The organism is Cohnella lupini, from assembly GCF_003386205.1.
Taxonomy (GTDB): Bacteria; Bacillota; Bacilli; order Paenibacillales; family Paenibacillaceae; genus Cohnella; species Cohnella lupini.
Map to the genome: position 1 here is coordinate 1 of NZ_QRDY01000028.1, position 25242 is coordinate 25242.

22 protein-coding genes and 1 pseudogene are annotated in these 25242 nt (G+C 46.0%); 4 read left to right on the forward strand and 19 right to left on the reverse strand.

The window, feature by feature from the left end; all coding sequences use genetic code 11:
- Positions 1 to 201 precede the first annotated feature (201 nt).
- From DFP95_RS25640 to DFP95_RS25660, 6 genes are all read right to left on the reverse strand, one after another.
- Positions 202 to 615, reverse strand: coding sequence for an NUDIX hydrolase (locus DFP95_RS25640; RefSeq protein ID WP_115995532.1), 414 nt, complete (start codon positions 613 to 615; stop codon positions 202 to 204).
- 108 nt (positions 616 to 723) lie between these two features.
- Positions 724 to 870 (reverse strand): hypothetical protein, encoded by a 147-nt coding sequence (locus DFP95_RS29060; protein ID WP_181907609.1) that lies wholly within the window; start codon positions 868 to 870, stop codon positions 724 to 726.
- A 242-nt stretch (positions 871 to 1112) separates the two neighbouring features.
- Positions 1113 to 1778, reverse strand: a complete 666-nt coding sequence (locus DFP95_RS25645; protein ID WP_115995533.1) for a hypothetical protein — start codon at positions 1776 to 1778, stop codon at positions 1113 to 1115.
- A 292-nt stretch (positions 1779 to 2070) separates the two neighbouring features.
- Positions 2071 to 2349 (reverse strand): hypothetical protein, encoded by a 279-nt coding sequence (locus DFP95_RS25650; RefSeq protein ID WP_115995534.1) that lies wholly within the window; start codon positions 2347 to 2349, stop codon positions 2071 to 2073.
- A 53-nt stretch (positions 2350 to 2402) separates the two neighbouring features.
- Positions 2403 to 2891: a hypothetical protein gene (locus tag DFP95_RS25655; RefSeq protein WP_425453325.1), complete on the reverse strand. Its 489-nt coding sequence runs from the start codon at positions 2889 to 2891 to the stop codon at positions 2403 to 2405.
- Between the two features lie 156 nt (positions 2892 to 3047).
- Positions 3048 to 3308, reverse strand: coding sequence for a CPCC family cysteine-rich protein (locus DFP95_RS25660; RefSeq protein WP_115995536.1), 261 nt, complete (start codon positions 3306 to 3308; stop codon positions 3048 to 3050).
- A 145-nt stretch (positions 3309 to 3453) separates the two neighbouring features.
- On the opposite strand from DFP95_RS25660, the pseudogene DFP95_RS25665 reads away from it, so the two are divergent.
- Positions 3454 to 3630: pseudogene (locus DFP95_RS25665) on the forward strand (IS110 family transposase); the annotation flags it as partial.
- Positions 3631 to 3777: 147 nt separating this feature from the next.
- Here the strand turns inward: DFP95_RS25665 and DFP95_RS25670 are convergent.
- The 6 genes from DFP95_RS25670 to DFP95_RS25695 all read right to left on the reverse strand — a co-directional run bounded on the left by DFP95_RS25670 (position 3778) and on the right by DFP95_RS25695 (position 12097).
- Positions 3778 to 4134, reverse strand: coding sequence for a hypothetical protein (locus tag DFP95_RS25670; protein ID WP_115995537.1), 357 nt, complete (start codon positions 4132 to 4134; stop codon positions 3778 to 3780).
- 519 nt (positions 4135 to 4653) lie between these two features.
- Positions 4654 to 8151, reverse strand: a complete 3498-nt coding sequence (locus DFP95_RS25675) for a hypothetical protein (RefSeq protein WP_115995538.1) — start codon at positions 8149 to 8151, stop codon at positions 4654 to 4656.
- 310 nt (positions 8152 to 8461) lie between these two features.
- Positions 8462 to 9295: an IS3 family transposase gene (locus DFP95_RS25680; protein WP_115995539.1), complete on the reverse strand. Its 834-nt coding sequence runs from the start codon at positions 9293 to 9295 to the stop codon at positions 8462 to 8464.
- A gap of 23 nt (positions 9296 to 9318) precedes the next feature.
- A complete protein-coding gene (locus tag DFP95_RS25685) occupies positions 9319 to 9567 on the reverse strand; it encodes a hypothetical protein (protein WP_220376472.1) in 249 nt (82 codons plus the stop codon).
- A 449-nt stretch (positions 9568 to 10016) separates the two neighbouring features.
- Positions 10017 to 11411 carry a sensor histidine kinase gene (locus DFP95_RS25690; RefSeq protein WP_181907610.1) on the reverse strand — a complete coding sequence of 465 codons (1395 nt, stop codon included), beginning with the start codon at positions 11409 to 11411 and terminating at the stop codon, positions 10017 to 10019.
- Positions 11412 to 11422: 11 nt separating this feature from the next.
- Positions 11423 to 12097: a response regulator transcription factor gene (locus tag DFP95_RS25695; RefSeq protein WP_115995541.1), complete on the reverse strand. Its 675-nt coding sequence runs from the start codon at positions 12095 to 12097 to the stop codon at positions 11423 to 11425.
- Positions 12098 to 12662: 565 nt separating this feature from the next.
- Between DFP95_RS25695 and DFP95_RS25700 the strand changes: the two genes are divergently transcribed.
- Positions 12663 to 13664, forward strand: coding sequence for an S-layer homology domain-containing protein (locus tag DFP95_RS25700; protein ID WP_115995542.1), 1002 nt, complete (start codon positions 12663 to 12665; stop codon positions 13662 to 13664).
- 594 nt (positions 13665 to 14258) lie between these two features.
- Here DFP95_RS25700 and DFP95_RS25705 read toward each other — a convergent pair.
- The 7 genes from DFP95_RS25705 to DFP95_RS25740 form a co-directional block, all read right to left on the reverse strand.
- Positions 14259 to 16601 (reverse strand): universal stress protein, encoded by a 2343-nt coding sequence (locus DFP95_RS25705; protein ID WP_115995543.1) that lies wholly within the window; start codon positions 16599 to 16601, stop codon positions 14259 to 14261.
- Positions 16594 to 17427 carry an alpha/beta fold hydrolase gene (locus DFP95_RS25710; RefSeq protein ID WP_115995544.1) on the reverse strand — a complete coding sequence of 278 codons (834 nt, stop codon included), beginning with the start codon at positions 17425 to 17427 and terminating at the stop codon, positions 16594 to 16596. The genes DFP95_RS25705 and DFP95_RS25710 overlap by 8 nt, the downstream gene beginning before the upstream one ends.
- A gap of 83 nt (positions 17428 to 17510) precedes the next feature.
- Positions 17511 to 18083, reverse strand: a complete 573-nt coding sequence (gene kdpC / locus DFP95_RS25715; RefSeq protein ID WP_115995545.1) for a potassium-transporting ATPase subunit KdpC — start codon at positions 18081 to 18083, stop codon at positions 17511 to 17513.
- 23 nt (positions 18084 to 18106) lie between these two features.
- Positions 18107 to 20134, reverse strand: a complete 2028-nt coding sequence (gene kdpB, locus DFP95_RS25720) for a potassium-transporting ATPase subunit KdpB (RefSeq protein ID WP_425453326.1) — start codon at positions 20132 to 20134, stop codon at positions 18107 to 18109.
- Positions 20135 to 20160: 26 nt separating this feature from the next.
- Positions 20161 to 21828, reverse strand: a complete 1668-nt coding sequence (kdpA, locus tag DFP95_RS25725) for a potassium-transporting ATPase subunit KdpA (protein ID WP_115995547.1) — start codon at positions 21826 to 21828, stop codon at positions 20161 to 20163.
- 32 nt (positions 21829 to 21860) lie between these two features.
- The gene (kdpF, locus tag DFP95_RS29900; protein WP_115995548.1) at positions 21861 to 21941 is read right to left on the reverse strand and encodes a K(+)-transporting ATPase subunit F; all 81 of its coding nucleotides are present in this window, start codon (positions 21939 to 21941) and stop codon (positions 21861 to 21863) included.
- Between the two features lie 116 nt (positions 21942 to 22057).
- Positions 22058 to 22474, reverse strand: a complete 417-nt coding sequence (locus DFP95_RS25740; protein WP_115995550.1) for a hypothetical protein — start codon at positions 22472 to 22474, stop codon at positions 22058 to 22060.
- 464 nt (positions 22475 to 22938) lie between these two features.
- Here DFP95_RS25740 and DFP95_RS25745 point away from each other — a divergent pair, with 464 nt between their 5' ends.
- Together DFP95_RS25745 and DFP95_RS25750 are read left to right on the forward strand one after the other, a co-directional pair.
- Complete coding sequence (locus DFP95_RS25745; protein ID WP_115995576.1) at positions 22939 to 24498, forward strand: ATP-binding protein; 1560 nt, start codon at positions 22939 to 22941, stop codon at positions 24496 to 24498.
- Complete coding sequence (locus DFP95_RS25750) at positions 24491 to 25186, forward strand: response regulator (protein WP_181907611.1); 696 nt, start codon at positions 24491 to 24493, stop codon at positions 25184 to 25186. Before DFP95_RS25745 ends, DFP95_RS25750 begins: the two co-directional genes overlap by 8 nt.
- Positions 25187 to 25242 lie beyond the last annotated feature (56 nt).

Sequence of the window (25242 nt, forward strand, 5' to 3'; positions counted from 1 at the left end):
TGATTTCTTTGTATTCTTCATCAGTTAAGTCAATTAAATATGCCACATTAACAAGATAAGTTTTTTTAGTCACTTCTTTAATCCTTTGATTTTCAATAACGTCACTCACAAAAGAGCCCCCAATGCTGAATATGTTATCCTGTATCTTGCCGTTAACGTAATAACGACTTTCCCGTGACATCCTTCAAGTATCGTCTCCCGTTAGCTCAACGTTCTTTGTTCGATATGCAGTAACAAAAACTCTTTATCTTCGGGGAAGGAATAAATTAATTCTTTAAGTTGATCAGGGGATTTCCAAGCTATTTCATAAATAAGTCCATCAGGATCATGAATTGTTGGTTGCCCGCTTAGAATTTCAATCTCAAAATATGTTACAAGATATTCAACTGAACCAAATGCTCCTGACTTACCTATTATTTCTCTTATGATTTTACAGCGGTAGCCTGTCTCCTCATAAACTTCCCTAATACAGCATTCTTCTAAGGTTTCATCTTTTTCTTTCCCGCCCGACGGCACCGACCATCGTTTCTCTTCTTCTGGTTTACCTTGTAGAACCATTAGTAAGTGATAATCCGAATTAACACATATTCCTGCAGCGCCAACCCACTTGTTCAAGAAATTTCCTCCTTTTACAACTCTGACCTTTGCCATGGGTCCTGAACAACGGCCGCCGTGGCAGCCTTTATAGTATCTTGTTATCCGTTAGTGCAATACGCTCTGTACTTATGGGAAAGGCACATATGACCAGTTCATTCCATAAATACCGATCACAACATACACAAAGGCTATCAGCAGTACCCAATATAAGATATTAAACGGATTATCCCTAATGGCAAGTCGGACTTTTATCCATTTCAGAGAAGTTTTCATTAATTAAACCTCCTAATATCTTGGCTTCAGAAATCACAAATAACATTACAGTATTTTCCAAATCTAATCAATTCAAATTGAAAAGTTATTCAACTATGCTGCCCTTTAGTTGAACAGGCCGCTGATAATCTCGGCAGCCTTTTGTCGTTGCTATCGTTCCCCGCTAGTGTAATCAGAAATCAATTTACACGAAAAACAATACAATAAGGCCTGGCAGATGTTGCAGCCAGACCTCGATTTGATTATTTCCTCAAACCAAAATGAGTTTCAATTTGCCTGATGGTATCCATCGGATCGGTTCCAAGGGTTTCTCGTTTGAACCATTTAAACCCGCTTTCGCGAATTTCCTGCTCGCCTTCTTCCACTTTGTAGAACATGGTTTGGAAGACGTTTTCAAAAGCAGCTTCAGGATCCCTGAGCCCCTTGATGCATTCGTACATATCCCGTTTACAATCCCGATTGAAGTAATCGCTCCGAACAACTTCTTCGGAAGAGAGCAAGAATACCACTTTGTTATAATTCGATATCTTTTTTAAGGTTTCCACGGTAAAAAAGCCATCGACAATGATTTTTTTGCCACCCGCATTACCTGAAAGTTTAAGGAGATGTGCAATCACCATTTCGGTTTGCTCTCTGAATGTCTTATCGAGCCACTTCGAATATTCCGCAGGTGGCCGCATGAAATACTCTTCCCATGAAGTAAATTCGGGGCGCTTGCTCATGGCTGGTTGATAGAGAGGTTCAACCAGCGCCTGATACATTGCAAACTGTTCGTCCCAGTCCAATAAAATCAAATCATATTTATCGGCAAGATACCTGCTGGCCATGGTTTTTCCGCCGCAGGCATGGCCCGTTATCACATACACATTTTGAAGATGGTGTTTGAGAATGTTGTCAGCAATATTCATATATATCATCCCCTATATTATATTTCGATGAGTTGGAATAGGGGTAGAATATCATACCATACGTAATCCCTCCTTTAAGAAAGATTCTTAGCGGAGAGAATTGTATTTTTCCATACGTGAGCCTCCTTTCGTGGATTCCAATACTAATTCTATGTGTATTAATCAATTCCTTTACTTTTAAAAAGGTTTTTACGTACTAATTTACTTTTGAGGAATGACTGAACTATCCTGTACGTTACTTCAACAAGTGAAAAAGAAGCTGCCGCGGCAAGCTCCTCAGCTATCGTATCCGTTAGCTTAACCGTGGACAATGGAAAGGGATATACATTGGCTTTATCTTCTCAATATTCTTTAGTTGTTCTTTAAGGTTCCAATCATAATTATTACCCATGAACCATTTTGCTCCATTAGTTATCCATTCTACTCTGTATGTTTCAAAGGTGTATAGTAAATCATCAACGCCAAATTCAAATCCGCAACATTTACATATTTCGAAAGATTCATTACCTTTTTCATCGTATGGTTGCATTCTTAATTCATCAAGACCACAGACTGGACAAATATAACTCATTTCCTTTCCTCCAAACAAAACTTTCAAATAGATTAATTGAGCTAAAGTTCCCGTTAGAATGACTGAGGTGCCCACATAGAAATACCATCTCCAGGAGTAGCCACTACAAGCCATTCATCGCCAGAGTATCCCAAACCATCTCCAGCTTGCCAACACTCAAATTTATGATGATGTCCATTCACAAAAAGCGTCTTCCCCGACTCAAACTCAATATGTAGATGTGGGGCAAGCTTGCCGAGCTTTATGTTAGCTACTTTCTCTCTTCGTAGTTCAAATATCAATTTATACTCATGCTCTTCCGAAAGCTCACTCATTTCGTTTTCGGAATTCGGAAAATCATAGGTGTTTTTAGGATATACCCCCCATTTTGACTCTATATTAAGCCAAAGTTGGTCGGGAGAATGGTTTCCGTAGTGTTCAAAGCGTATTAAAAGCGCTGCAGGACCTGGACCGAATTTAACACCATCTAGTTGACTCCCAATAAAAATATGAGATAAAATTTTCTCAGCGTACTTAATATGTTCTGCATTCAATTGAATCACCTCGCGCTCTAAACTACCCTTTTATCCTAACATAAAAAAAGGGTTTACCACCTCAACTAACCCGTTACTTCAATGAAAACGGCAACCCATTATAGGCTGCCGTCGCTTCCTCATTCAACTATCGTATCCGTTAGTTTAACACGGTGCAATGTAACCCTATTCTTTATTGTTTTCTGGTAACTCTTCTTGCAACGGTTTTCTAACCATGTGAATGAATTCTTTTTTGCATACCCCAAACTGTCTATAATTTTCTTTTGCATGCGTTAATGAAATATGATTCGCACCTATATTTCTATCAGGCTGTTCATGAGCAGTAACATCATATTGCCAAAAACATACGTCACAAATATCTACAATTACCTCATCATCGCTATCAACAGTGAAATTTTCACAACAGGGGCAATGTAATCTCATCATCTTCACCTCTTTTAATATTTAGCTAACGTTACCGTTAACATTCCTGTAGGTGTTAGTAGATTCAATTTGCAGAATGATAGACGCCTCGCTAGGATGAGTATGTACTGGGTTGCAGCCCTCAGAACTCACCTTAGGAGGCGTTATCATGAAGTCTAGTCTGATTAAGTCTCAAAATCAACGTGTAGAACGAATTTCCACTTCCACTCTGGTCATAGGCATCGACATTGCCAAGGAGAAACACGCTGCACAAGCTATTAATTTTCGAGGTATTGTCCTTACCAAGCGCCCCATTCTATTTTCGAATGACTTTGCCGGGTTTGAACAAACTCCTATTTAAACATACATTTGAAATCCTGCGAATGAGCGAGCATTCGTGAGAAAATCCTTATTCTCTGAGGGAGCTTAACTCACTTAATGCAGATTTCACTCAAGAAGAGCTTGTCTATATAGGCACGCTGATTCAGCACTATTACTGCTTAGCATCTAAAAGAACAATTTCTGTTGCATCGAGTGTTCTATTTCTTTCATTAATTACTTGCGGTTTTGTGAGGATGATTCGAATTAAATCCCCCACTGAAAAATCAATTAACCGTAATGGATTCCCTTCACTATCCATAAGATTTGTTGAGCTATTAATCACTATATTGCATGAATAACCTAAATCATTTTGGTTGCCCTTCTTATGTTTGTTTGCTTCAATTGAACAGTTTACAATAAACTCGTTCTTGTTAATATCGTCAATTGTTATTTCAAATGATTTGGTTTGGCGGCTGCATGCTGTCATTATTAAGCATAACATGACTAACATTAGTGATACCTTTATCATAAGAGTTCCTCCTAACAAGGCTACCAACCTGTGTCGGTAACCTGCGATTGAGCTATCGTATCCGTTAGCTCAATGACCATATTGGTATCACGCGTACGCGATTATCGTATTAAAGGAATAACAACATCCATATCATCTAATACTTTTCTTCTCTTGGACCCACGGTGGAAGCTATCCGTTCCGATTGGTGGACGGGATCGCCACATGGGACACGGGGAACTTTGAAGTGTTCCAGCAAGCATTGCAGATCCGTAAGGGCTGGGCTTAGGTTAAATATCAGTTGTCTTGAAATCTCCCCCCTCCTATCTGGGCAATATACAGCCAAGCACGGCTAAAAAAAGGGGGGTCGCATGACAGAGCAACAATTTCAGAAGATACTAAGGAGCAAGCTCCTCAAAATTTGAGAGCTTGCTCCTTTTTATAGGTTTTTTTCAGTGGCTTCCTTAACAACCCGAGCCTTCTCCTTGAAATCGTCCAAGGGATTGTTTTCTAACGAACCTTCAGAGTTGTTCATTGCGCTTAAGCGACTTCATGTAGTGAAACCCGATCTACATCTGTGCCAGAAGTAACGGCACCTTCGATCGAGAACGGTAAGACGATCGTTTTGGTTCCATCGGCTGAAATCACTTTAAGACTATGATCTGTTGTAATATCTTCGGTTGAAGCAACAGCATTACCACTACCATCTACAACTGAAATCGTTTGGACACCATCCAGGGATATTAACTCGTCTAAAACATTTCCAACCGTAGTTCCGGCTTTAATGTCAATTACACGGCCTGAAATGGAGTTAATATGCGTGCTTGTATATGCAATATCTACAGCTGCGTCAGAGACAATGCTCGGGAAAACATAGGATTGTGATAAATTTGCCTGTACGGAACTATCGAAATTAGTACTGCCATTTGCGTCAGGAAACACAGTTGCCGTTTGTGTTTTATAATTTTTATTGAACGTATTAATAGCTATATTGCTAAAATGATAACTTGAGGTACCTCTAACTTGTACAGCACTGCCGATTAACCCGCCTTGTAAAATATTTAGGTTGCTTAAATTAACGTCCGTTCCATTATCAACAACAATCGCAAATCGATCATTTCTTAAATTGTCTTCATATTTTATTGAACTGTCTTGAATCGTGACATGATCTACATATTTCAAAAGTATTCCATATGCAGGGAATGAACTCGCATTTGGATAGGACGATGTTCGATAGTTACCCCCATTTTTAGCTTCAGCTATAACTTCCGTCGTGTTTGATAAAACGGGCTTGGAAGCAGGTTTAGCAGGATTAAAGGATGCCGTAAGCTCAAGATTTTTAATCGTTATATTGCGAACGGGATACGTTTCCCCATCCACGATCGTTCCAACTGAACCAACGTCAACCTGGCCTGCAGATCCGGTGCTTGGAAATCGTTTATATCCTTGAATCACAATTGGGAACGCTCCATCTCCTCCTGCGTTCTTGGATAAAACGGCCCCATCAACCGTTACATTTGAAATCGAACCGGGTCTTCTTACTCCAAGAGGCAGCCTTGCTGTTTGAAGACTTCCATCTTCGTCTAACCCGGCACCTTCAAAACGAGGAGACACGCCGAAAGCAATTCCGCCGGATGTGTTTTCTAAATGTAAATCTGATAAGGTTACGTTACTTACGTTCGAACCGTCGTTAACCCAGATGGCAACGCCGGTTTTATTCGCATTTGTTGTTAAAGTTAAATTTTTCGCAGTAATATTTGCAATATCTCCAACGGTTTCCGAGCCTAACTGGAACACATTTCCGCCTGCGATGTCTCCGGCAACAATTTTTTCAATATCGATATTAGAAACGTGTCTAATAAATCCCAAAGAAAAATCGCTTCCTAATTTTGCTACGTCATTACTGGATTTCAAAGTCGTAATGTTATAAGCGGATGCGTCGTTATCTTGCATAAAGTTGAATGTGTCTCTTTGACGACCGGAAGTGGAGTTAGGCAATAATATATTTTGAACGCTAATGTTATCGCAGCCAGTTGTTAGTATAGAAAACCAGCCGCCTTGTTCAATGGTTAAAACATGCTCCTCATCCGTTCCGCCAATCACGATATTTTTAGATAGTTTGAACGACATGGTTTTCGTTCCGCTACCAGGAACATAAGGATCACTATAGCCCGTATATAAATTCATGTTTCCGTAAATTTTGGCTGAATTCCCGATAATTTTTATATTCTCTACGCGAACGCCCCACATAAGGGCGTCTTCCCAATAGCCATGCCCGTCATCCTGCCCCAATGCGAAAGGATAATTTAAAGGGGCTTCTCTTGAGTCGATATTGTCTAAAGCGATAAGTTGAGCGTTTGTGTCAAAATATAAGTATACGTTGCTTCTTAAATGGATGCTGTTAGAGGCGAAATTTGAGTCTCCTTTGAAGTAAACCGTTCCGCCGCCATTTTTGCTTGCTGCAACAATGGCTGCATTTATAGCAGCAGAATTATCCGATCCGGTATATTTAATAATGTCACCAGCGCTGTCCGATACTTTTGCGTCAGGAACAGCACCAAAATTCGTTACGTCATATTTACCTGAATAATAGCTGACCATGTTTGAACTTCCATCGGATGTTACTAGCTTAAAGTAATAGGTCGTCTCCGGTAATAGGTTAGAAATTGTCGCTTGTTGCGATTTTAAAACTGCTCCTGTTTTCACCCAAGTTAAACCTTTGTCTAAACTTGCATAAACACTTTCTTGTTTATTCATTGAATCAGCTTCCAGCACAACAGTTGTTGGGGTGTTATAGGAGACATCAGCAGCTTTTCTAATTAAATTTGTTACATTAGAAGTTACATTGAAGTTTGCCGTTCCCGTTTCCGTATAATCCGCTTCGCGAGGTGTTCCTGAATAAGCCTTGCCACTAAAAGTTGCACTGAAAGTTCCGCCTTGACTTGGAATTCTTTTGTTTTTCAAAACAAGCGTAACGTCAACGCCATTGTATGCGCTAAAATCTGTATCCTTTATAGAAACCGTTTTTCCACCGTCCGTTATGGCCACTTTCGTTCGTAAATCTTCATTCGAATTCAAATCCCTAACCCAGTTTCTTCCTGAATGGTTATAGTCTTTTGCAGAAGCGATAGCAGCATCATTTAATTGTACGAAACCACGGCCAATTAAATCGAACGTATCCATAGAGGAAGCTGTTATTCCATCCGGCAAATGAAAGGTTAACGTTCCATATAAATATTTTCTTTCAGGTGTAGTTCTATTAATAGAATATTCTAATGTAATATCTTGAGTTTGACCTACCGTATACTGCTGCAGGTTTGCTCTTAAAGTTGAAAGTTGGACTGTAAACGGTTTGGATGTTCCATCTTCAGCAACTACAGTTAATCTATCATTATTCTCGATTTCATCAGATAACCTTTTTTCGGTCCCCGAACGATCTGTAACCGAATAATGTTGAATCGAATTGTCTGTTGAGTCAATTTCAGCAAGCAATTGTTCAACATCATATAGAGGTATCATATAAATAGTGCTATTTGCGTTGTCGATGCTTGATATGTGAATGGCGTTACTCAACATCCTAAGATCTGTGTTGGAAGAGTTTTTCGGCTTGAAAGCAACCTTTTTTAAAGATATAGAAGAATGACGAATTTGCAACGTGTACGATTTAGCGTGATCAACCGCAGGCAAATTCGTTATCGAATATGCTATTCCATCTGTGCCTTTTAGAACATTGATTTTAGCACTAGACAAATCCAGATTATCAGTTCGATCATTTATAGAAATATAAGGTGGAACACTGTCGCTTGTAATATTCAATAGATCTATCGTTGAAGATGTCTTAAACGAAAATGTGTCCGACGCTCTTACGTTAGATGAAAATCCCAAAGGAGTTATTTTCTTAGACTGTCCGTGATTATCCTGTTTCACCTGTTTCAAGCTGTCGCTAAGTTGCGGATTAGACGCAGCCCATGCACCGTAAGCCAGACTAAACAACATTGTTAGAGCAATAATAGTGGATATAAGCAACTTTTTTTTCAACTTTACTCACACTTCTTTCTATTTATTTTGCATTCAGTAAATAGAATAGTTGAGTTTTGTTTGATGATTGTTAATTAGTCAACAATTGAGCACAAACGCCTAGTTTATTTTTTCAAAAGAGTAATTTGTAGTACCCGCTTGAATGCGAATACCCTATTCTATTCCTAGTTGCACATAAGTCTATTTAGCAAACACTCACAAAGAATGAGCGAACGGTTCACAATAAAAAATGGTCACCCCTAAGAGCAACCACTTCTGGAGTTGTCAAAAAAAGTGCAGTTTGAAAACACCCTCATACAGAATCCCGTTACTAAGCTGCTTGTGACAGCATTCTTTCTCGATAAACAGCTGGGGGCCATCCCCCTGGATTCGAGGTGTAGATCCGTCGCCTGTTGTAGTAGACCATGATATATCTGAAGATAATCGATTTCATATAAGCCATCGGATAGCGTTCCGTGTTGATCTTGTAAAGCTTCTCTTTCTTTAGCGTAGCAAAAAAGCTTTCCATCCTTGCGTTATCGTAGCAACGCCCTGTGCCGCTCATGCTCTGAATGGCACCTCGTTTAGCCAGACTCTCCCGGAAATCATGGCTCGTGAACTGGCTGCCTCGATCGCTGTGATAAATCATTCCGTGAGCATTTCTCGCTTTACAAGCGTTCTCAAAGGCTTGAATGCAGAGTTCCTTGCGCATGTTGTCGTCCATGGCGAGGCCTACGACCTCTCCGTTGAAACAATCCAGTACCGCGGACAGATATAGCTTGCCGTCTGAACAAGGGACTTCGGTGATATCCGATAGCCACTTTTGGTTAGGTGCTGAAGATTTAAAGTCTCTTTGGATCAGGTTCTCGCTCTTTTGAGCTGCGATATCCTCACGTGTAATACCGTTTGGATGGCGCTTTGCTTTCTTCAACAGTCCGTGCTTTTTCATAACTCTATAGACCGTGCTGTAGCTGGTCGTGACATCTATTTGTAACAGCGCCAGCAGAATACGCTGGGCACCGTAATTGCTGTTGTCTTCATGTTCTCCGATGATTTCTTTGATTTTGACCAGAAGGCGTTGCTGCCTACGGTAATAGCCCGATTCGCTGACAGCAAGAACTTCGCACAGCTCCTTAACGGTCCATCGATCCCGTCGCTCACGGATGTAAGTATAGAGCTGACATGCCTTTACCGCTTCCGGTCTTTTGCGAAAAAACCGAGTGCGTCCTTGAGAATTTCATTCGCGCGCCGCAACTCGCCAATTTCTCTTTCTAATTCAATTTCACGCGCAGTCTTATCGGCAGATGCATAAGCGCGTCCGCTCCCGATATGTGCACCGTCGCCGTGCAGGGTTCTTTGCTTTCTCCATCCTTGCAAGGTGTGGTAGGCTACGCCCAACTGCTCGGTTGCTTTCTTTGATCCAATCTCATCGCTCAATCTGACTGCTTCTTATTTGAATGCTTTGTCGTACTGATTCATTGTCTCTCGTCCCCTCGTCTGCTTTCATTTTATTTCATACGAGGGTGTTTTTCGACTGCATAATTATCGTAGCACTCCAGTCACGTTAATTCATTTTGGCGCTCGCCATTTCATAATCCTCGAAATGAACGGATTTAGCGTTTATAACTTTAATGTAAACGACACCTTTTACTATCATATTTTTGAGGTACACATCTCCTTCACCTACGTCGGCCGTTAATATCAAATCTTCTTCAATAATAAGGTGAATCACACTTCGCTTTATCTGGAAATTTCACTCAAAAGTGAATATCATACTCTTGTAGTAAGTAAAAGTTTATTACATACAACTCCCAAATTTGATCAATTTTAATCCATTGTTAGATCATAACCATTGGAGAAAGCTCCCTCAGGGTTTCTAACGATGGTCAAATTGTAAATTTGCTTAAACCTTGGATATACTGCAATATCACTGTGGTGCCTTGTCCTTGGGTACTGTCGATTGCGATCGAGCCTCCATAACGCTCCATTATTGTTTTGGTAATGGCAAGGCCAAGACCCGATCCTCCTTGTGTACGGTTACGCGAACTCTCCGTACGGTAGAATCGATCGAAAATGTGTGGCAGTTGTTCAGCGGATATCCCCATTCCCGTGTCGGTTACGGACACGGTTATCCGCCCCTCTTTTTCTTGAAGTCTGATGCTTACCGTTCCACCTTTGGGAGTGTACTTAAGCGCATTCTCTACAATATTACGCAGCACCTGATAGCTGGCGTTTGCAGGCATCCTGATTAGAGCAGCAGCCCCGCTCGGATGAGTATCGTAATCGAGTTTAACTTCGGGATTGACGTGTACGGTTTGGGGAAGCAATTCACTTAAAGTCATCTTAAGATCGCATACCTCCACGGCCTCGATTGGCAGAGGTTCTTCCGATTCGGCAAGCAAGAGAAGCTGTGCGATCAGTTCCTTCATTCTTCTGGTTTCATTCATCATGAACGCCAACGATTCATCCAGCACTTCCGGAGATTTTTTCCCCCACCGCTGTATCATATGCGTATGCCCTTCAATAATGGCGAGAGGCGTTTTCAGTTCATGCGAGGCATCGGCGACGAAACGTCGTTGCTGGTCAAAAGAAACATCCAGTTTATTAAGAAAAACGTTGAAGGTTTCCCCCAGTTCATAGAGCTCATCCTTAGCGGCGGGTAAACGCAGGCGCTGGGACAAATCGTTCGCCCTAATGCTCCGTACCTCGCCGATCATGCGACGAATCGGTTTCAACGTCGAACGGGCTACGATCACTCCCCCAACGATAGCCATTCCGGCTGCAATCAATAAACCGAGCAGAAGAAGTCTTCCTACCAACCGTTCGGCGGTTGCGCTTCGAGAATGCTCGCTATCTACAGTAAGGAGTAGTTTTACGGAGTCGTATCCAGGCAAGTCGAGATCTTTTTCAGCCCTATATTCGATTTTTTTCCTTCCGGATTTCTCACTGCCAACCTCGGCCAACACTTGTCCGTTGCGATCTAACATTTCAAGTCGTTGTCCAGCATCAAGGTCCGAGAGAAATGCTGATAGATCCGGCTTGAATATGTTTCTTATATCATTGCCTGTTCCTGTTCCCGGATGAAGCAAGGAAGGCAGAAACGACACATCGCTCATCTTAAGTTCGAATTGCTTAAGTTTTGAATCAAGCAATGCGACCTCTTGACGTTCTGTCCAGTGCTTGAATGTCAAATATACAAATCCGCTAGTGACAATCGCGACTATAAGTGTCGCTGCAGCAATGGATGCACTGACTTTGCGTGAGAACGTCCATGTGCCCATTCTCATCACCTTCAATCTCTTAAGATATATCCGCTACCGCGAACGGTATGAATCAGTTTTTCCGCGAACCCGTCATCTACTTTCAGACGCACGTACCGAATATAGACGTCCACCACGTTCGTTTCTCCCTCGTAGGAATAACCCCATACGATATTGAGCAACGCTTCGCGGTTCATCAGCCGGTTTTTATTGGAGAGCAAACAATGGAGAAGTTCGAACTCGCGTTGCGACAATTCAATTTCCGTCCCGGCGCGGTTGACGCGATGCGCAGTTACGTTCAACGTCAAATCCTTAGCATTTAATACGTCATCGGTTTCCTTAGGCTGAAGTCGTCGCTGTAAGGAACGCATACGGGCAAGAAGCTCTTCGATCGCGAACGGCTTAGCCACGTAGTCATCGGCACCGGTATCCAGTCCGCGCACTCGGTCCCACACCGTATCCCTAGCCGTTAGCATAATAATCGGCGTTTGCTTCGCTGAACGTATTCTCTTGCATACTTCTATTCCATTGATTCCTGGTAAATTTAGATCCAATAGGATCAAATCATAGTTCTCCTTTAAAGCCATTTCCGTACCAACGATGCCGTCGCTCGCGACCGCAATTTCATATCCCTCATACGCCAACTCCAATTCTAGTAGGCGTATCATTGCAATTTCATCCTCGATAAGTAAGACGCGTTCCTTCAACCCGTATTCACCTTCTTAGCATGTTTAGTACGTTTTCATAAACGAAACTCGGCATTGGAGTACTCGTGACTATGAAACTTGCCATCACAAAATGGTATAACCTTCCAAGTTGAGTTGGAGGTTATTTGGCGTGCTTATTTTACAATATATCATATGAACTCAGCTAACTTTACTGGTAATGTTGACAAGCTATTAGCTGCTATAGCTTTTGAACTATTGTTCCCGGCAGCAGTTTTTGTTTTTTATCTAATGATTATGGAAAAGCCTTTGTTATGCATGTAAGCAAACTACTTCAAGCGAGAAGGAGATAGTACCACGATTTCATTTTTACCACAATTTCATTTTCTTATTGCTGATTGTCCATTGTCCTGTCTTCGTCACCTACGTCTCTCATTAAATTCTAATGTGTTTGTAAAGTCTTTCTCATCTACTCTGTTTTATGATAATCAAGGAGTTTGGGAGGTGAACAAGAAAGTTTTATATAATATCGAGCTGTTTCCCCTGGTTGCGAACTTTCGAGAGGCATACTTGAAACAAAAGTAAATTATATAAGGAGAGATTTGAAATGAATAAAACATCCATATTGAAAAAAAGTATTTTTACAGGTTTGACATTTGCTATGGTTCTTGGAGGCTCAGCCGCTGCATTCGCTAACGTAAACGATAAGGACAAAAACAAAACAGAAAATGCGGCTTCAGTACGATTATTGGGTTCCCAGGAAAAAGCAGCTTCCGCGTCAGTAAAGGCTGATGAGTCGATTACTCGAGCAGACATGATTTCATTAATTAACCGTTCCTTCCAGCTTACAGAAAAAGCACAAATTACCTTTTCGGATCTGAGCAACTCGGATTTGGCGTATGACCAAATCGCAATCGCTGTTAAGGCAGGGTATGTAAAGGGCTACTCGGATGGGACGATCCGTCCTAATCAGAACATAACACATAAAGACGCGATAGACATGGTCGCCAATCTTGTAACGCTAAAACTGAGCAGCATTAAAGACAAGTACTTGCGTGAAGCCATGATCGCAGGATGGAGCAATAAGGCAATCGCCGGTATTTTGGATACAGAAATTCTGGATATCACTATCTTCTGGCCAAAGGACAAGTTTACAATAAAGGCAGCGGTCACTTTGATTGACAAATCTTTAGACTTTGCGAAAGAACTAGGGATTACCATCCCTAAAGCGCCAACTGGCGACACTGGAACGGGAACGACACCGTCAACTGGCGGCACTGGAACGGGAACGACACCGCCAACTGGCGGCACTGGAACGGGAACGGCACCGCCAACTGGCGGCACGGTAAAGACGTATGATGCTGCTGGCGTTTATGGTCCAGCAACAGGCAAGGAAACGATTAAAGGCAATGTGGTTGTATCCGCTCCCAGCATTACGCTGCAGAACCTTGTTATTGAAGGAGATCTATGGATAACTGCCGCTGACACTGACGGGGATGCATACTTCAAAAATGTTACCGTAAAAGGTGTTGCTCACATTCAAAACGGGGGCGTAAATAACGTTCACATCGAAGAGGGTTGCGATTTTGCGAGCGTCAAAATGTACTAATGACGGTTCCCGTGGGAATCAGATAATGTTCTGTCACAAATCGGGAATAGACACATGAAAAGAACTTGAACCCATTAATGAAAAAACCGCACTTTTCGCGCCTAATAATGGGATAATGTTAATGAATTCCGACAACAGAACGAGCATCATAGCCCCGTACCCTCCTCATGGAAGGCCATTTATCATTTTCAAATTGACAATTGGAATATGTAGTTAGTGCCGTGAGCATCGAGTACTTCGGGAATGTGACAATGTTCTTGACTCAAAACGGGAATGGGATCAATGTTCTTGACTTCCGACAATTATTATTTAAATAGAAACAGCCACCTACAATCAATCAGATCAGGTGGCTGTTTCTTTCCAATATTGTAAAGCAACTTCTTGGGTCGCCATTTAGTCTACTGGACCGCAACTACTGCAATTTTGATATGTAAGTAGTCATTTATTCGTAAATCGGGCTAACTCCACTGGGAGATCCTACACCACTGGAGATTCAGAGACTGAGTCCGAGTATGATGCACGGGATTTATCGCTATATCATTTTCATGGACAGGGCCGTGGAAAATAATGAAGGCATAGATCTTGTAGTGGACATTATATCGATTGCAGACCTTCTTCAGTAACCTTAGGATCGAAGTCTGCCACGATCAGCATATCTATCCGGCGCGCGCGGGAAAGCATGAAGTGAACGACCGTCTTCTTCACGAGCGGATACCAGAACGGTCTGCGGGACTGTCCGATAATCAATTGGGTCGCATTCAATTCGGACATTCTTTGCAGCAAGGCCTCGCCTATGCTTGTCCTAATGCCCAAGTCGGCAACCTCCATCTTCCCTCCGAGCCTTTCGCACAGATTACGCATCGAATCCAACCGTTTACGACCGGCTTCGGACTGGCTCTTGCCTTTGTGGATATGGAGGACGAACCATTCTGCTTTGAGCCTGTGCGCAATGCGGAATCCACGGCGAATGAGTCGCTCCGATTTCGGACTCGTGTCTACGCAGACGAAGATAACCTCCCGCCTGCGCCACGGCCCGCGGAGCGACGTATTACGATCCCATGCTTCGAGACGCTCGTCGACGTCGTCGGCTAATTCCCGCAAAGCCAGTTCGCGCAATGCGATTAAGTTACCGATTTTGAAAAAGGAACCCAGCGCTTGATCCACCTTCTCGATCGCGTAGATTTTCCCGTCTCTCATTCGTTGCTGCAGCATTTGCGGCGTGACGTCGATTAATTCGACCTCGTCGGCAAGCTTCAGAATGGCATCCGGTACGGTTTCCCTGACGCGTACGCCTGTCAGATGCTCCACCGAATCGTTCAAGCTCTCCAGATGCTGCACGTTAACCGTCGAGATGACGGAAATGCCGCTGTCCAGCAAGCGGATGACATCCTCGTATCTCTTTTTATTCCTGCTGCTGGGCACGTTCGTATGCGCCAATTCATCGACAAGCACGACGTCGGGTTGACGGGCGATAATCCCCTCCGTGTCCATCTCTTCCAACCGCGTAGATTGGTAATCGACTTTCGCTCGCGGAATAAGCGGCAAGTCGCCGGCCTGCTCTGCCGTTTCCTTCCTTCCGTGCGTCTCCAATAATCCGATGACGACATCGATGCCTTTATCGCGAAGACGATTTCCTTCCTGGAGCATTTTATAGGTTTTGCCAACGCCCGGAGCGGCGCCGATATAAACTTTGAAGGTTCCGCGTCGGATCGTTTCGATTTTCTTCTCCATTTCCTTGGAGCTAAGCCTGCGAAACGGATCGTTTCCTTCGTTCGCTTGAGGGCGGATGGGCAATATTCGCTCCCCTTCATGCTCTGCGCGATCAGCCATTAGAAAAACGTCGATATTTCGCGTTTTCTTGAGCACTTTGCCGGCGATCGAGCCTTGCCAGCGCTCTTGCCACCAGCTCCTCTTGGAATGTCCCATGACGATTCTCGTAACATTGTTTTTAATAGCATAACGAACGAGAATCGAAGGAAGGTGCCGAATATGCCGGAGCGGAATCTCCTCGAATTGAGCCTCCACCTTCTCTATTAACTTCCGAATGGAGCGCTTGAACGATTGCTGGTCCTTGGTAGGCTTACGATTAGGCTGAACGAATGTCGCTACCATCAAATCTCCGTTTAATCGTTTGGCGATTTGTTGGCCCCGGCGCACGTGCAACGAACCGTTCCAATGATATTGGGCGGTGACGAGGATCCGCTCCGCCGCGCCTGAAGGACCGACGAGTCCCATCTCCTCCCTATGCTTCTCGAGCGAATCGTTAACCCCCTCCGCCATTAATCGAAGCGAGATTTCCCTAAGCACCCCGAGATAGCCGCGGCTGCTCATCGCCGGGTGAGTCTGATCGCCCAATAATCCTTCATCTATCCGCTTCAGAATCGTTTCCGGAGACACGTCGATCAGTCTAACCTCGTCCGCTATTTCCAAGGTTTCAACGGGAACGGTTTCTTCCGCGCGAATTCCCGTCAGCTTGAAGACGACCTCGTCTTCACCGTCGAATTCGTAGACATTGATCGTCGTAATCACGCTAATTCCTTGCTCCATCAAGTAATGAATATCTTCAAGTCGCGTTTTAAATTTGGCTTCCTTACGGTTACGATGGGCCAAACCGTCTACTAACAGCACTTCCGGATTACGGGCTATAATCGCTTCGAGAGGCAAGTCCTTCTGTTCTTTGCCGTCTTTAACCCAATGAATGCTAGGTATCCGTTCCAAATCGATCGATTGTTGCACCGTTTCCAATCGTTGCATCGTCGATACGGCGCAGATGGCCACGTCGATCCCCTGCTGCTTGAGCGCCTTGCCCTCGTGTAGCATATGGTATGTTTTACCGGACCCGCTAACCGGACCAATGATGATTTTAAGCCGTCCCCGGCGTAAACGGGTTATGGATTGCAAAATTTCCTCCGGCGTTTTACGTCTAAACTCATCCAACGTCGTCGCCTCCTTGCGTATTCGCGATAGAGTGGTAGATTAGCTCCCTTTCCATAAATTGCTGTAAAATCTCGTTGAAAGCGTCCGACTGGCACAAACTGCTCGGTTCATAGGCGTCTGAAATAACGATCAGCTCCGCTTTCGGTAAATAAGACACGACTTCTTTCATGCATTCGAGGCCATATTCGGTATAGTCGCCAACAATGCATAGGGCAGGCCTGCGACAAGCGGACAACTGCAGGGAATAATCGATGCGGCTGGACGCTATTCGTTGACGGTACAATTCGCTTGATCGTCTCTCGCGCATATTCCTTCTCAGCTCGCGATAGGCGGATTCCCAACGCCGGTACATGAGTCGCAACGAGGGAAGCAACATTTCATAGGGAATGTAATAGTTCATCCAGCTTAAATACGCGGCGGCAAGCTGCAGCTTACCCACGATCGTATCCCTTCCGCTCCGGCAGTAGCTATCGGCAATAACGATCGCTCTCACTCTCTCGGGATATTGCGCGGCAAGCTGCTGGACGATAAGTCCGCCGTATGCCATGCCAACAAACACGGCTTCGCGAATAGATAGAAAATTCATAAGCATGATTAAGTCCAGGCATTGCGTGTCGATAATCGTCTCGGTCGTTTGCCGCAGCTTGCCCGATCGTCCATTGCCTCGCAGATCGCAGACGACGACTTGATAGCGTTCGGAGAAATATTCGAATTGCGGCTTGAACATGCGATGCGTCCAGCCATGCCCATGGATAAAGATGATTGCGGAGCCTTTTCCTTGCGATTCATAATACAGCGATGTGCCATTGAGCGTGGCGACAGGCAATTGGACTCCCCTCCCGGCTTGTTTGGGCGTAAATGCGGAAATGCCCTGCTCAACTGGTGTTGAGCAGGGACTGAATAGCTTCGTTATTTAGCCTGTAATTGTTGCAAAGCGATGTTGAGCATTAGCACGTTAACGGTCGGCTCGCCTAGGAAGCCGAGCTCTCTTGGTTTGGTATGCTCGTCCACGAGCGCCGTTATTTGTTGTTGATCGATGCCCGTTAATTGACTTATACGAGGAACTTGGGCAAGCGCCGCTTCCGGACTAATATCGGGATCCAAGCCTGAGCCGGAGTTCGAGATCAGGTCGATCGGCAGCTCGCTTACCGGAACGTCCGGATTGTTCGCACTCCAATCCGCTATCGACTGCTTCACGCGATCCAGCATATCGGAATTCGAAGGCGCGTAGTTCGGGGTTCCCGACCCTTCCGCTTTATATTCGATGCTGGACACTCGTCCTTGAAAAAAAGCGGGATCGACGAACGATTGGCCGATCAATTCGGAGCCGATTACGACGCCGTCGGCGTTATGAATCAAGCTGCCGTTCGCCTGCTTCGGAAAAATCAATTGCGCGATGCCGGTCATGGTCAAGCTATAGAGTAGTCCGCATACGAGCATGATGAGGAGGCTCGTGCGCAAACTGGTCGCTAATACACCCATCCGATTCATTCCTTTCGTTTAACTTATACCCAAAGATGGACAACCAAGTCGACGACTTTGATGCCGGCGAACGGTACGATGATGCCGCCTAATCCGTAAATGAGCAGATTTCTTCTAAGCAGCCGCGCCGAGCTGATCGGCCGATAAGCGACGCCCTTCATGGCGAGCGGGATCAACAACGGAATGATTAACGCGTTGAAGATCAGCGCGGATATAATCGCGGACATCGGCGAACCTAGCTTCATGATGTTTAGAACGGCCATCTGTGGGATCGCGATCATGAACATCGCGGGTAAGATGGCGAAGTATTTGGCGATATCATTCGCGATGCTGAAAGTCGTCAATGCGCCGCGTGTCATCAGCAGCTGTTTGCCGATGGCGACGACTTCGATAATCTTCGAAGGATCGGAATCCAAGTCGACCATGTTGGCGGCTTCCTTCGCCGCGACAGTCCCGGTATTCATCGCGATGCCGACGTCCGCTTGGGCAAGAGCCGGGGCGTCGTTCGTGCCGTCCCCGGTCATCGCGACCAATTTTCCTTCCGCTTGTTCACGGCGGATAACGGCGATCTTGTCTTCCGGCTTGCTTTCCGCGATAAAGTCGTCGACGCCTGCTTCGCGAGCGATCGTGGCGGCAGTAAGCGGGTTGTCGCCCGTACACATGATCGTCTTAATGCCCATTTGGCGCATTTGCTCGAAGCGTTCGTGCATGCCCGGTTTCACGGTATCCTTCAAGTAAATCAAGCCGTAGATACGGTTATCTACCGCGACCGCAAGCGGCGTGCCGCCCGCGGAAGCGATTCGGTCGCTATTGCGGTCTAGATCGGCCGGAACGGTACCGCCTTGCTGGGACACCCATTTCTTGATCGAATCGACCGCGCCTTTGCGCACTTTACGGCCGTCCTTGAGATCGATTCCGCTCATTCGGGTTTCCGCTTTGAACTCAACGAACTCGCCGCCGCTTGCTATCGATTCGTCATAGCGAAGGACTTGCTTCTTCATCAACTCCAAAACGGAGCGGCCCTCCGGCGTTTCATCCTTCACGGAGCTGATCGCGGCCCATTCGGCGAGAACGGCGTCCTTCTCCCCGCCGACGGGAATAAATTCGCTCGCCATCCGGTTTCCGTAGGTAATCGTTCCCGTTTTGTCTAAGATGATCGTATTGATGTCGCCGGCCGCTTCGACCGCTTTGCCGGACATAGCCAGTACGTTAAATTGCGTGACCCGGTCCATGCCCGCGATTCCGATAGCCGATAATAGACCGCCGATCGTGGTCGGAATAAGACAAACCAGCAGAGCGATCAACACCGGCACATCGATTTCGATATTCAGATAATGTCCGAAAAAGGGAAGCGTAACGACTACGATAAGAAATATAAGGGTTAGGCTCGTTAGGACGGTATTCAGAGCGATTTCGTTCGGCGTTTTCTGACGCTTGGCACCTTCGACGAGCGAGATCATCCGATCGAGGAACGATTCGCCCGGATCGCTCGTTATCCGCACCTTGATCTGGTCGCTAATGACGCGGGTACCGCCCGTTACGGAGCTGAAATCTCCGCCCGCTTCTTTAATGACCGGTGCGGATTCGCCGGTAATCGCCGATTCGTCGACCGACGCGAGACCTTCGATCACCTCGCCGTCGCCCGGAATCGACTCTCCTTGCTTGACGAGGACGATATCCCCTTTGCGAAGCTCGGTGGACGGCACCTGCTTCACCACGTTGCCTACGACTTTGTTGGCGAGAATTTCTTTTTTCGTTTTTTTCAAGGAATCGGCCTGCGCCTTACCCCGCCCTTCCGCCACCGCCTCGGCGAAATTGGCGAACAGAACGGTGACGAGCAAGATCAACGATACCGTTAGATTAAACCAAACGGGCGTATTCCCATCGAATGCTCCGGGTACGAATGTTAGAAACAGCGTGATGACGAATCCGACTTCGACCACGAACATAATCGGATTGCGCACCATCACCCGCGGATCAAGCTTGAGAAAAGCTTCTTTGATCGCGTTATTAATAATCGCTCCGCTCAATGCGGACCTTTTTTGACTCAAGACAATAACCTCCATCCCGCTTTAGCTTAGGGCTTCAACGTCAATTGTTCGGCGATCGGACCGAGAACCAGTCCAGGGAAAAACGTCAGCGCTCCGACGATAAGCACGGCGGCAAGGAATACGACACCGAACAAGGCGGTATCCGTGCGGAAAGTGCCGGCCGTTTCCGGTACGGCTTTCTTCGCCGAAAGCGACCCGGCTACGGCCAGTAACGTAACGAAGGAGAAGAAACGTCCGATGTACATGACGATCCCCGTCGTGATGTTCCAGAAAGGCGTATTGTCTCCCAGTCCCTCGAAGCCTGACCCGTTATTGGCCGCTGCGGACGTATATTCATACATGACTTGAGTCAATCCATGGAATCCCGAATTCGAGATCGTTCCGGAATAGCTGAATAACGCCCAGGCAGACGGTGCCAGTACAAGAAAAGGCGTCATGAGCATCGTCAGCGCGATAAGCATCATTTCTTTGCCTTCGATTTTTTTGCCGAGGAATTCCGGCGTGCGTCCGACCATCAAGCCGGACAGGAAAACCCCTATAATCGCATACATAAGCACGTTCATAAGCCCTGCCCCGGCGCCGCCGAACACGGTATTTAGCATCATGTTGGCAATGGCGACCAAGCCGGCGACCGGAGTCAACGTGTCGTGCATCGTATTGACGGCTCCCGTCTCCGATGCGGTCGTTACGACGGAATACAAGGCCGATTGCATCATGCCGAACCGGACTTCTTTCCCTTCCATGCTGCCTTGATCGTGCTGAATGCCCAAAGAATTAAGCACAGGATTTCCCGTGCTTTCCGCGGCAAGCGTAGTTCCCAACATGACGATAAACAGCATCGACATCGCGACGAACAATACGCGGCCTTGCTTCGCGTTACCGACCATTTTGCCGTAAACGAACGGCATCGCGGTCGGAATAAGGAGCATCAGTAAAATTTGCAACAGATTGCTTATCGCGTCGGGATTCTCGAACGGATGAGCGGAATTGACGCCCAAGAACCCGCCGCCGTTATTGCCAAGCTGCTTGATCGACAAGAACGATCCGATCGGACCTCTGGCGATCGACTGCTCTCCTCCCGAGATCGTATGGGCGATCGCGTTCGGCTCCAGCGTCTGCGGAACGCCTAGCGCGATGAACACGATGGCCATCACGATCGCAAGCGGCAGCAACAAGCGCGTGATGGCGCGGACCATATCGACGAAGAAATTGCCGAAAGGCTTTCCGCCCAAACCGCGAATGAAGGCGATACAGGCTGCAAGTCCAGATGCCGGAGCCACGAACATCATGAATACAATGGCGATCATCTGCGACAAGTAAGACAGGCCACTTTCACCGCTATAATGCTGCAGGTTCGTCGTCGTCATGAAGCTGATCGCCGTATTGAAAGCGAGCGTCGGCTCCATGTTGGGAACGTTCGTCGGATTCAGCGGCAAGTACGCCTGTGTTCGGAAAATGATATAAACCAGAGCGATCATTAAGGCATTACACATCAAAAGCGCGAATACATATTTTTTCCACGATTGATTATCGCGGCGAATGCCGCCGATCTTGAAGATTCCTCTTTCGATAGGTCCGAAAAAACGGTCTAATTTCGTTTGTTCGTCTTTAAACGCATGAGCGATATACAACCCTGTCGGTCGCGCAAGCAGCAAAACCAGCAGCAGCGTGACGCCGAGCGCAAGAAATGCCATAGTTACTCGTTCCCTCCCGTGATGGCTCTAAGCTAAAATTTTTCCGGATTCAATAATACGTAGATCAGATAAGCAAACATCATGAGGACCATCGCCCCAAGCACCCACATCATTAGTCCGCACTTCCTTTATTCACGACTTTTCCTGACCAAGCCAATAGCCCGAACATGCAGGCGACTAGTAATACAAACAAGGCTATCAATCCGATATCTAACATTGCGGAGCCTCCTTAACGATGTAATTTGTGACCATTGATTAAGAACGACAGGTCGGAGCCGTTGGAATGGATCACATAATCCGCACCGAGACCTTTATATATTTGCTTGCTGTTATCTCCGCGAGTAATGACGAATATCGGCTTTCCCGTCCATTGACGACAAATTTGAATGTATCTGCAACAAAGAGTTAAGCTATCTTCGAACAAATACACTTTGCCGATCGGAAGCTCGGGTACAACATTGGGTTTGTTTCCCCTTGTATCCACTCTTAGGACATGCTCAACTCCTAATTTAACCAGGCGTTTTTTCCCATTTTCATTGTTCGTTAATGTGGCAAACGGCATTCCTCTCACTTTCAATGCATGAATAAAAGATTCTCCGGCTTTGGTGGCGGGAGAAACCAAAATTAATTCATCGATAGGATTCATGAACGTTCTCCTAGCTTGCGCCGGCGATTCACCTCATGGACCCGTTCGCGGCCGATCCGGTATTCCCCGTTTCTAGGTCCACGGTAGTAAGGGTTAAGCGTTCGATCGCCTGACCGCAAAGATTCGGCGGTGAGAGTCGCCCATTCTCGCTTGCTGAATCGACCGCTTGCTCTCACACAAGCGCCGGTTCGCAATGCGAATCATGGACGTATCGTACTCCTTGACCATTTTTCTGTAAAGCCATATTCTTTTGATTTTGATTGAAATACGTCCGTATTAGCTAATTAAATAAATGAAATAGATTATATCCTTCCGAATTCTTCTAATAACGCTCATTTAAGCTGTTTTCCTATCATTTTTACACTATTTTTACGCCCTTAAACGGTTTCTTTTATGCTCTTTTTACAGTAATCTTAAGGTTGGGAATAGAGAAAACAGTTCGGAGGAGTCGGAAAATCGTGCGCATGCTTCAATCTATGTGGTCGAAATGGAAAGCTTATGTATACATTTCGTTGCTAATCATTCTAATAACAGCTTTGTTCAGTCAATTCGGGAACGAGTTCGATCGGGTGAACGTCGCGTTGGTCTTCTTATGCCCGGTATTGCTGAGCGCCGTCAATTGGGGGATTCGGCCTTCATTTTATTCTGCAGTCGTCGGGTTGTTGGCTTTCGATATATTTTTCGTCCCCCCCTATTTGAACATTACCGTAGCGGATTTGCGTTATCTTATTTCATTCGGCGTCTATTTATCCGTAGCTGCTCTGACCGCCAGTCTCGCCGCAAGGTTGAAGCAGCAGCTGCATATCGCCAAGCAAAGAGAGATCAACACGACGGCACTGTACGAGCTTAGCCGGCAAATGAGCGCTATCGTGGACATCCATTCCTTGTTGAATAACGTCTCGAAACATGTTTCTCAATCTATGGGTTTGGAGATCGCGATTTATTTACCGGATGACCGTAACCATCTCGTATTGACCCATCGCTCAGATGTTCATAGCGACTGGGGGCAGAGCGAATCCGAGAAGGTCGTGGCTAAGCTGGCTTTCGAATACGGCGATACGGTCGGATATGGAACCCGTACGTTAAGAGACACCCCGGGCCATTACATGCCGCTTCGAACAGAAGGCCGTATTTATGGCGTATTGGCGCTCAATTTGAAGGGGAATCAAAGCAAGATTGTCTCGGAGCAATGGAGGATGCTGGAGGCGTTAGGCGGATTGGCAGCAAGCGCCATTGCCCGCGCGAAGCTGGCGGAAGAAGCCAAAATCGCACATTTAACCGCGGAATCGGAACGAATGCGAACGGCTATTCTCGATTCCGTCTCCCATGAGCTTCGCACTCCGCTGGCGGCTATCATCGGGTCGGCCACCGGACTTATCGAAGGGGAACGCCTGTTTTCTTCGGAGGATCGGATGGAGCTGCTGATCACGATCCGAGACGGCGCGCTGCGCATGAACCGATTGGTCGTGAATCTGCTTAGCATGGTGCAATTGGAGAGCGGCATGTTACGCCTGAGGAATCATTGGTGCGATGTGGAGGATCTGATCGGTGTTACCCTGTCGCAGGTAAAAGACTTTCAGCAGCATCGCAAGATGCATGTCGTGATTCCGGATACACCTCCCATGGTGCTCGGCGACGAAGTGTTACTCGAACAAATGCTGGTTAATATCGTAAGTAACGCCATTAAATACAGTCCGGATTATAGCGAGATCACGATCAAAGTATCGACCGATCGCCACTGCCTCCTCTTCTCGGTCTCCGATCAAGGGTTGGGGCTTGCCGACGAGGAATACGAAAAGATATTCGATAAGTTCTACCGTGCCGCCGCGACCAAGCAAGTGACCGGCACCGGATTGGGACTGGCTATATGCAAAGGAATCGCGGAGCTTCATAAGGGATCGATATCGGGTAAGCGTAACGAGCCGCAAGGAACCGTCATTACGGTTACGCTCCCGGTTACGCGTCAAGACGATATGCGGGAAATCCCTCAAGCAAGTCGAACAGGAGACGATAACGATGAATGAAAATGGCGCCAGAATACTCATAATCGATGACGAACCGCAAATTCGAAAGCTGCTCAAAGTGACGCTTAAGGCTCATCAATACGCGGTTCAAGAGGCTGCCACGGGAGAGGACGGCGTATTGCAGGCTTCCCTCGTTCGGCCGGAGCTGATCGTTCTTGATCTCGGACTGCCTGATATTTCGGGTATGGAGGTTCTTGCCCGTATACGGGATTGGTCGAACGTGCCGATTATCGTTCTTACGGCTAAGGATAGAGAAGAAGATAAAATCGTGGCGCTCGATAGCGGCGCCGACGATTATATGACAAAGCCGTTTAGCATGGGCGAACTTGTCGCGCGGATTCGCGTCGCCCTCCGTCATGTCGCCACTTCCGCGATCGAACCGATCCTTCAATTCGGGAATCTGACCATCGATCTCGCGCAACGAATCGTCGAGTTAAACGGCGAACGGGTCAAGCTAACCCCGACCGAATACGATCTTCTGAAAATTCTCTCTTCTAACTCGGGGAAAGTCGTGACCCAGCGGCAATTGTTGCAGCAAGTATGGGGTAGCAACCACAGCGAGTCGGAAAGCCATTACTTGCGGATATATATCGGTCATCTACGCAAAAAGCTCGAAGAAGACTCGACCCAACCGAAATTAATCGTTACGGAGCCGGGTATCGGATATCGCTTTCGATCTCGTGACTGATATCCGATGCATTCCTGAAAGGATGGATTTACTGTTGGGTTTCTCATTCGACCATG

Coding starts and splice junctions, on each gene's coding strand:
- DFP95_RS29060 (WP_181907609.1), bottom strand. CDS start 870: ATGAAAACTTCTCTGAAATGGATAAAAGTCCGACTTGCCATTAGGGAT.
- DFP95_RS25645 (WP_115995533.1), bottom strand. CDS start 1,778: ATGAATATTGCTGACAACATTCTCAAACACCATCTTCAAAATGTGTAT.
- DFP95_RS25650 (WP_115995534.1), bottom strand. CDS start 2,349: ATGAGTTATATTTGTCCAGTCTGTGGTCTTGATGAATTAAGAATGCAA.
- DFP95_RS25660 (WP_115995536.1), bottom strand. CDS start 3,308: ATGATGAGATTACATTGCCCCTGTTGTGAAAATTTCACTGTTGATAGC.
- DFP95_RS25670 (WP_115995537.1), bottom strand. CDS start 4,134: ATGATAAAGGTATCACTAATGTTAGTCATGTTATGCTTAATAATGACA.
- DFP95_RS25690 (WP_181907610.1), bottom strand. CDS start 11,411: ATGGGCACATGGACGTTCTCACGCAAAGTCAGTGCATCCATTGCTGCA.
- DFP95_RS25700 (WP_115995542.1), top strand. CDS start 12,663: ATGAATAAAACATCCATATTGAAAAAAAGTATTTTTACAGGTTTGACA.
- kdpC (WP_115995545.1), bottom strand. CDS start 18,083: ATGGGTGTATTAGCGACCAGTTTGCGCACGAGCCTCCTCATCATGCTC.
- kdpA (WP_115995547.1), bottom strand. CDS start 21,828: ATGGCATTTCTTGCGCTCGGCGTCACGCTGCTGCTGGTTTTGCTGCTT.
- kdpF (WP_115995548.1), bottom strand. CDS start 21,941: ATGATGTGGGTGCTTGGGGCGATGGTCCTCATGATGTTTGCTTATCTG.
- DFP95_RS25740 (WP_115995550.1), bottom strand. CDS start 22,474: ATGAATCCTATCGATGAATTAATTTTGGTTTCTCCCGCCACCAAAGCC.
- DFP95_RS25745 (WP_115995576.1), top strand. CDS start 22,939: ATGCTTCAATCTATGTGGTCGAAATGGAAAGCTTATGTATACATTTCG.
- DFP95_RS25750 (WP_181907611.1), top strand. CDS start 24,491: ATGAATGAAAATGGCGCCAGAATACTCATAATCGATGACGAACCGCAA.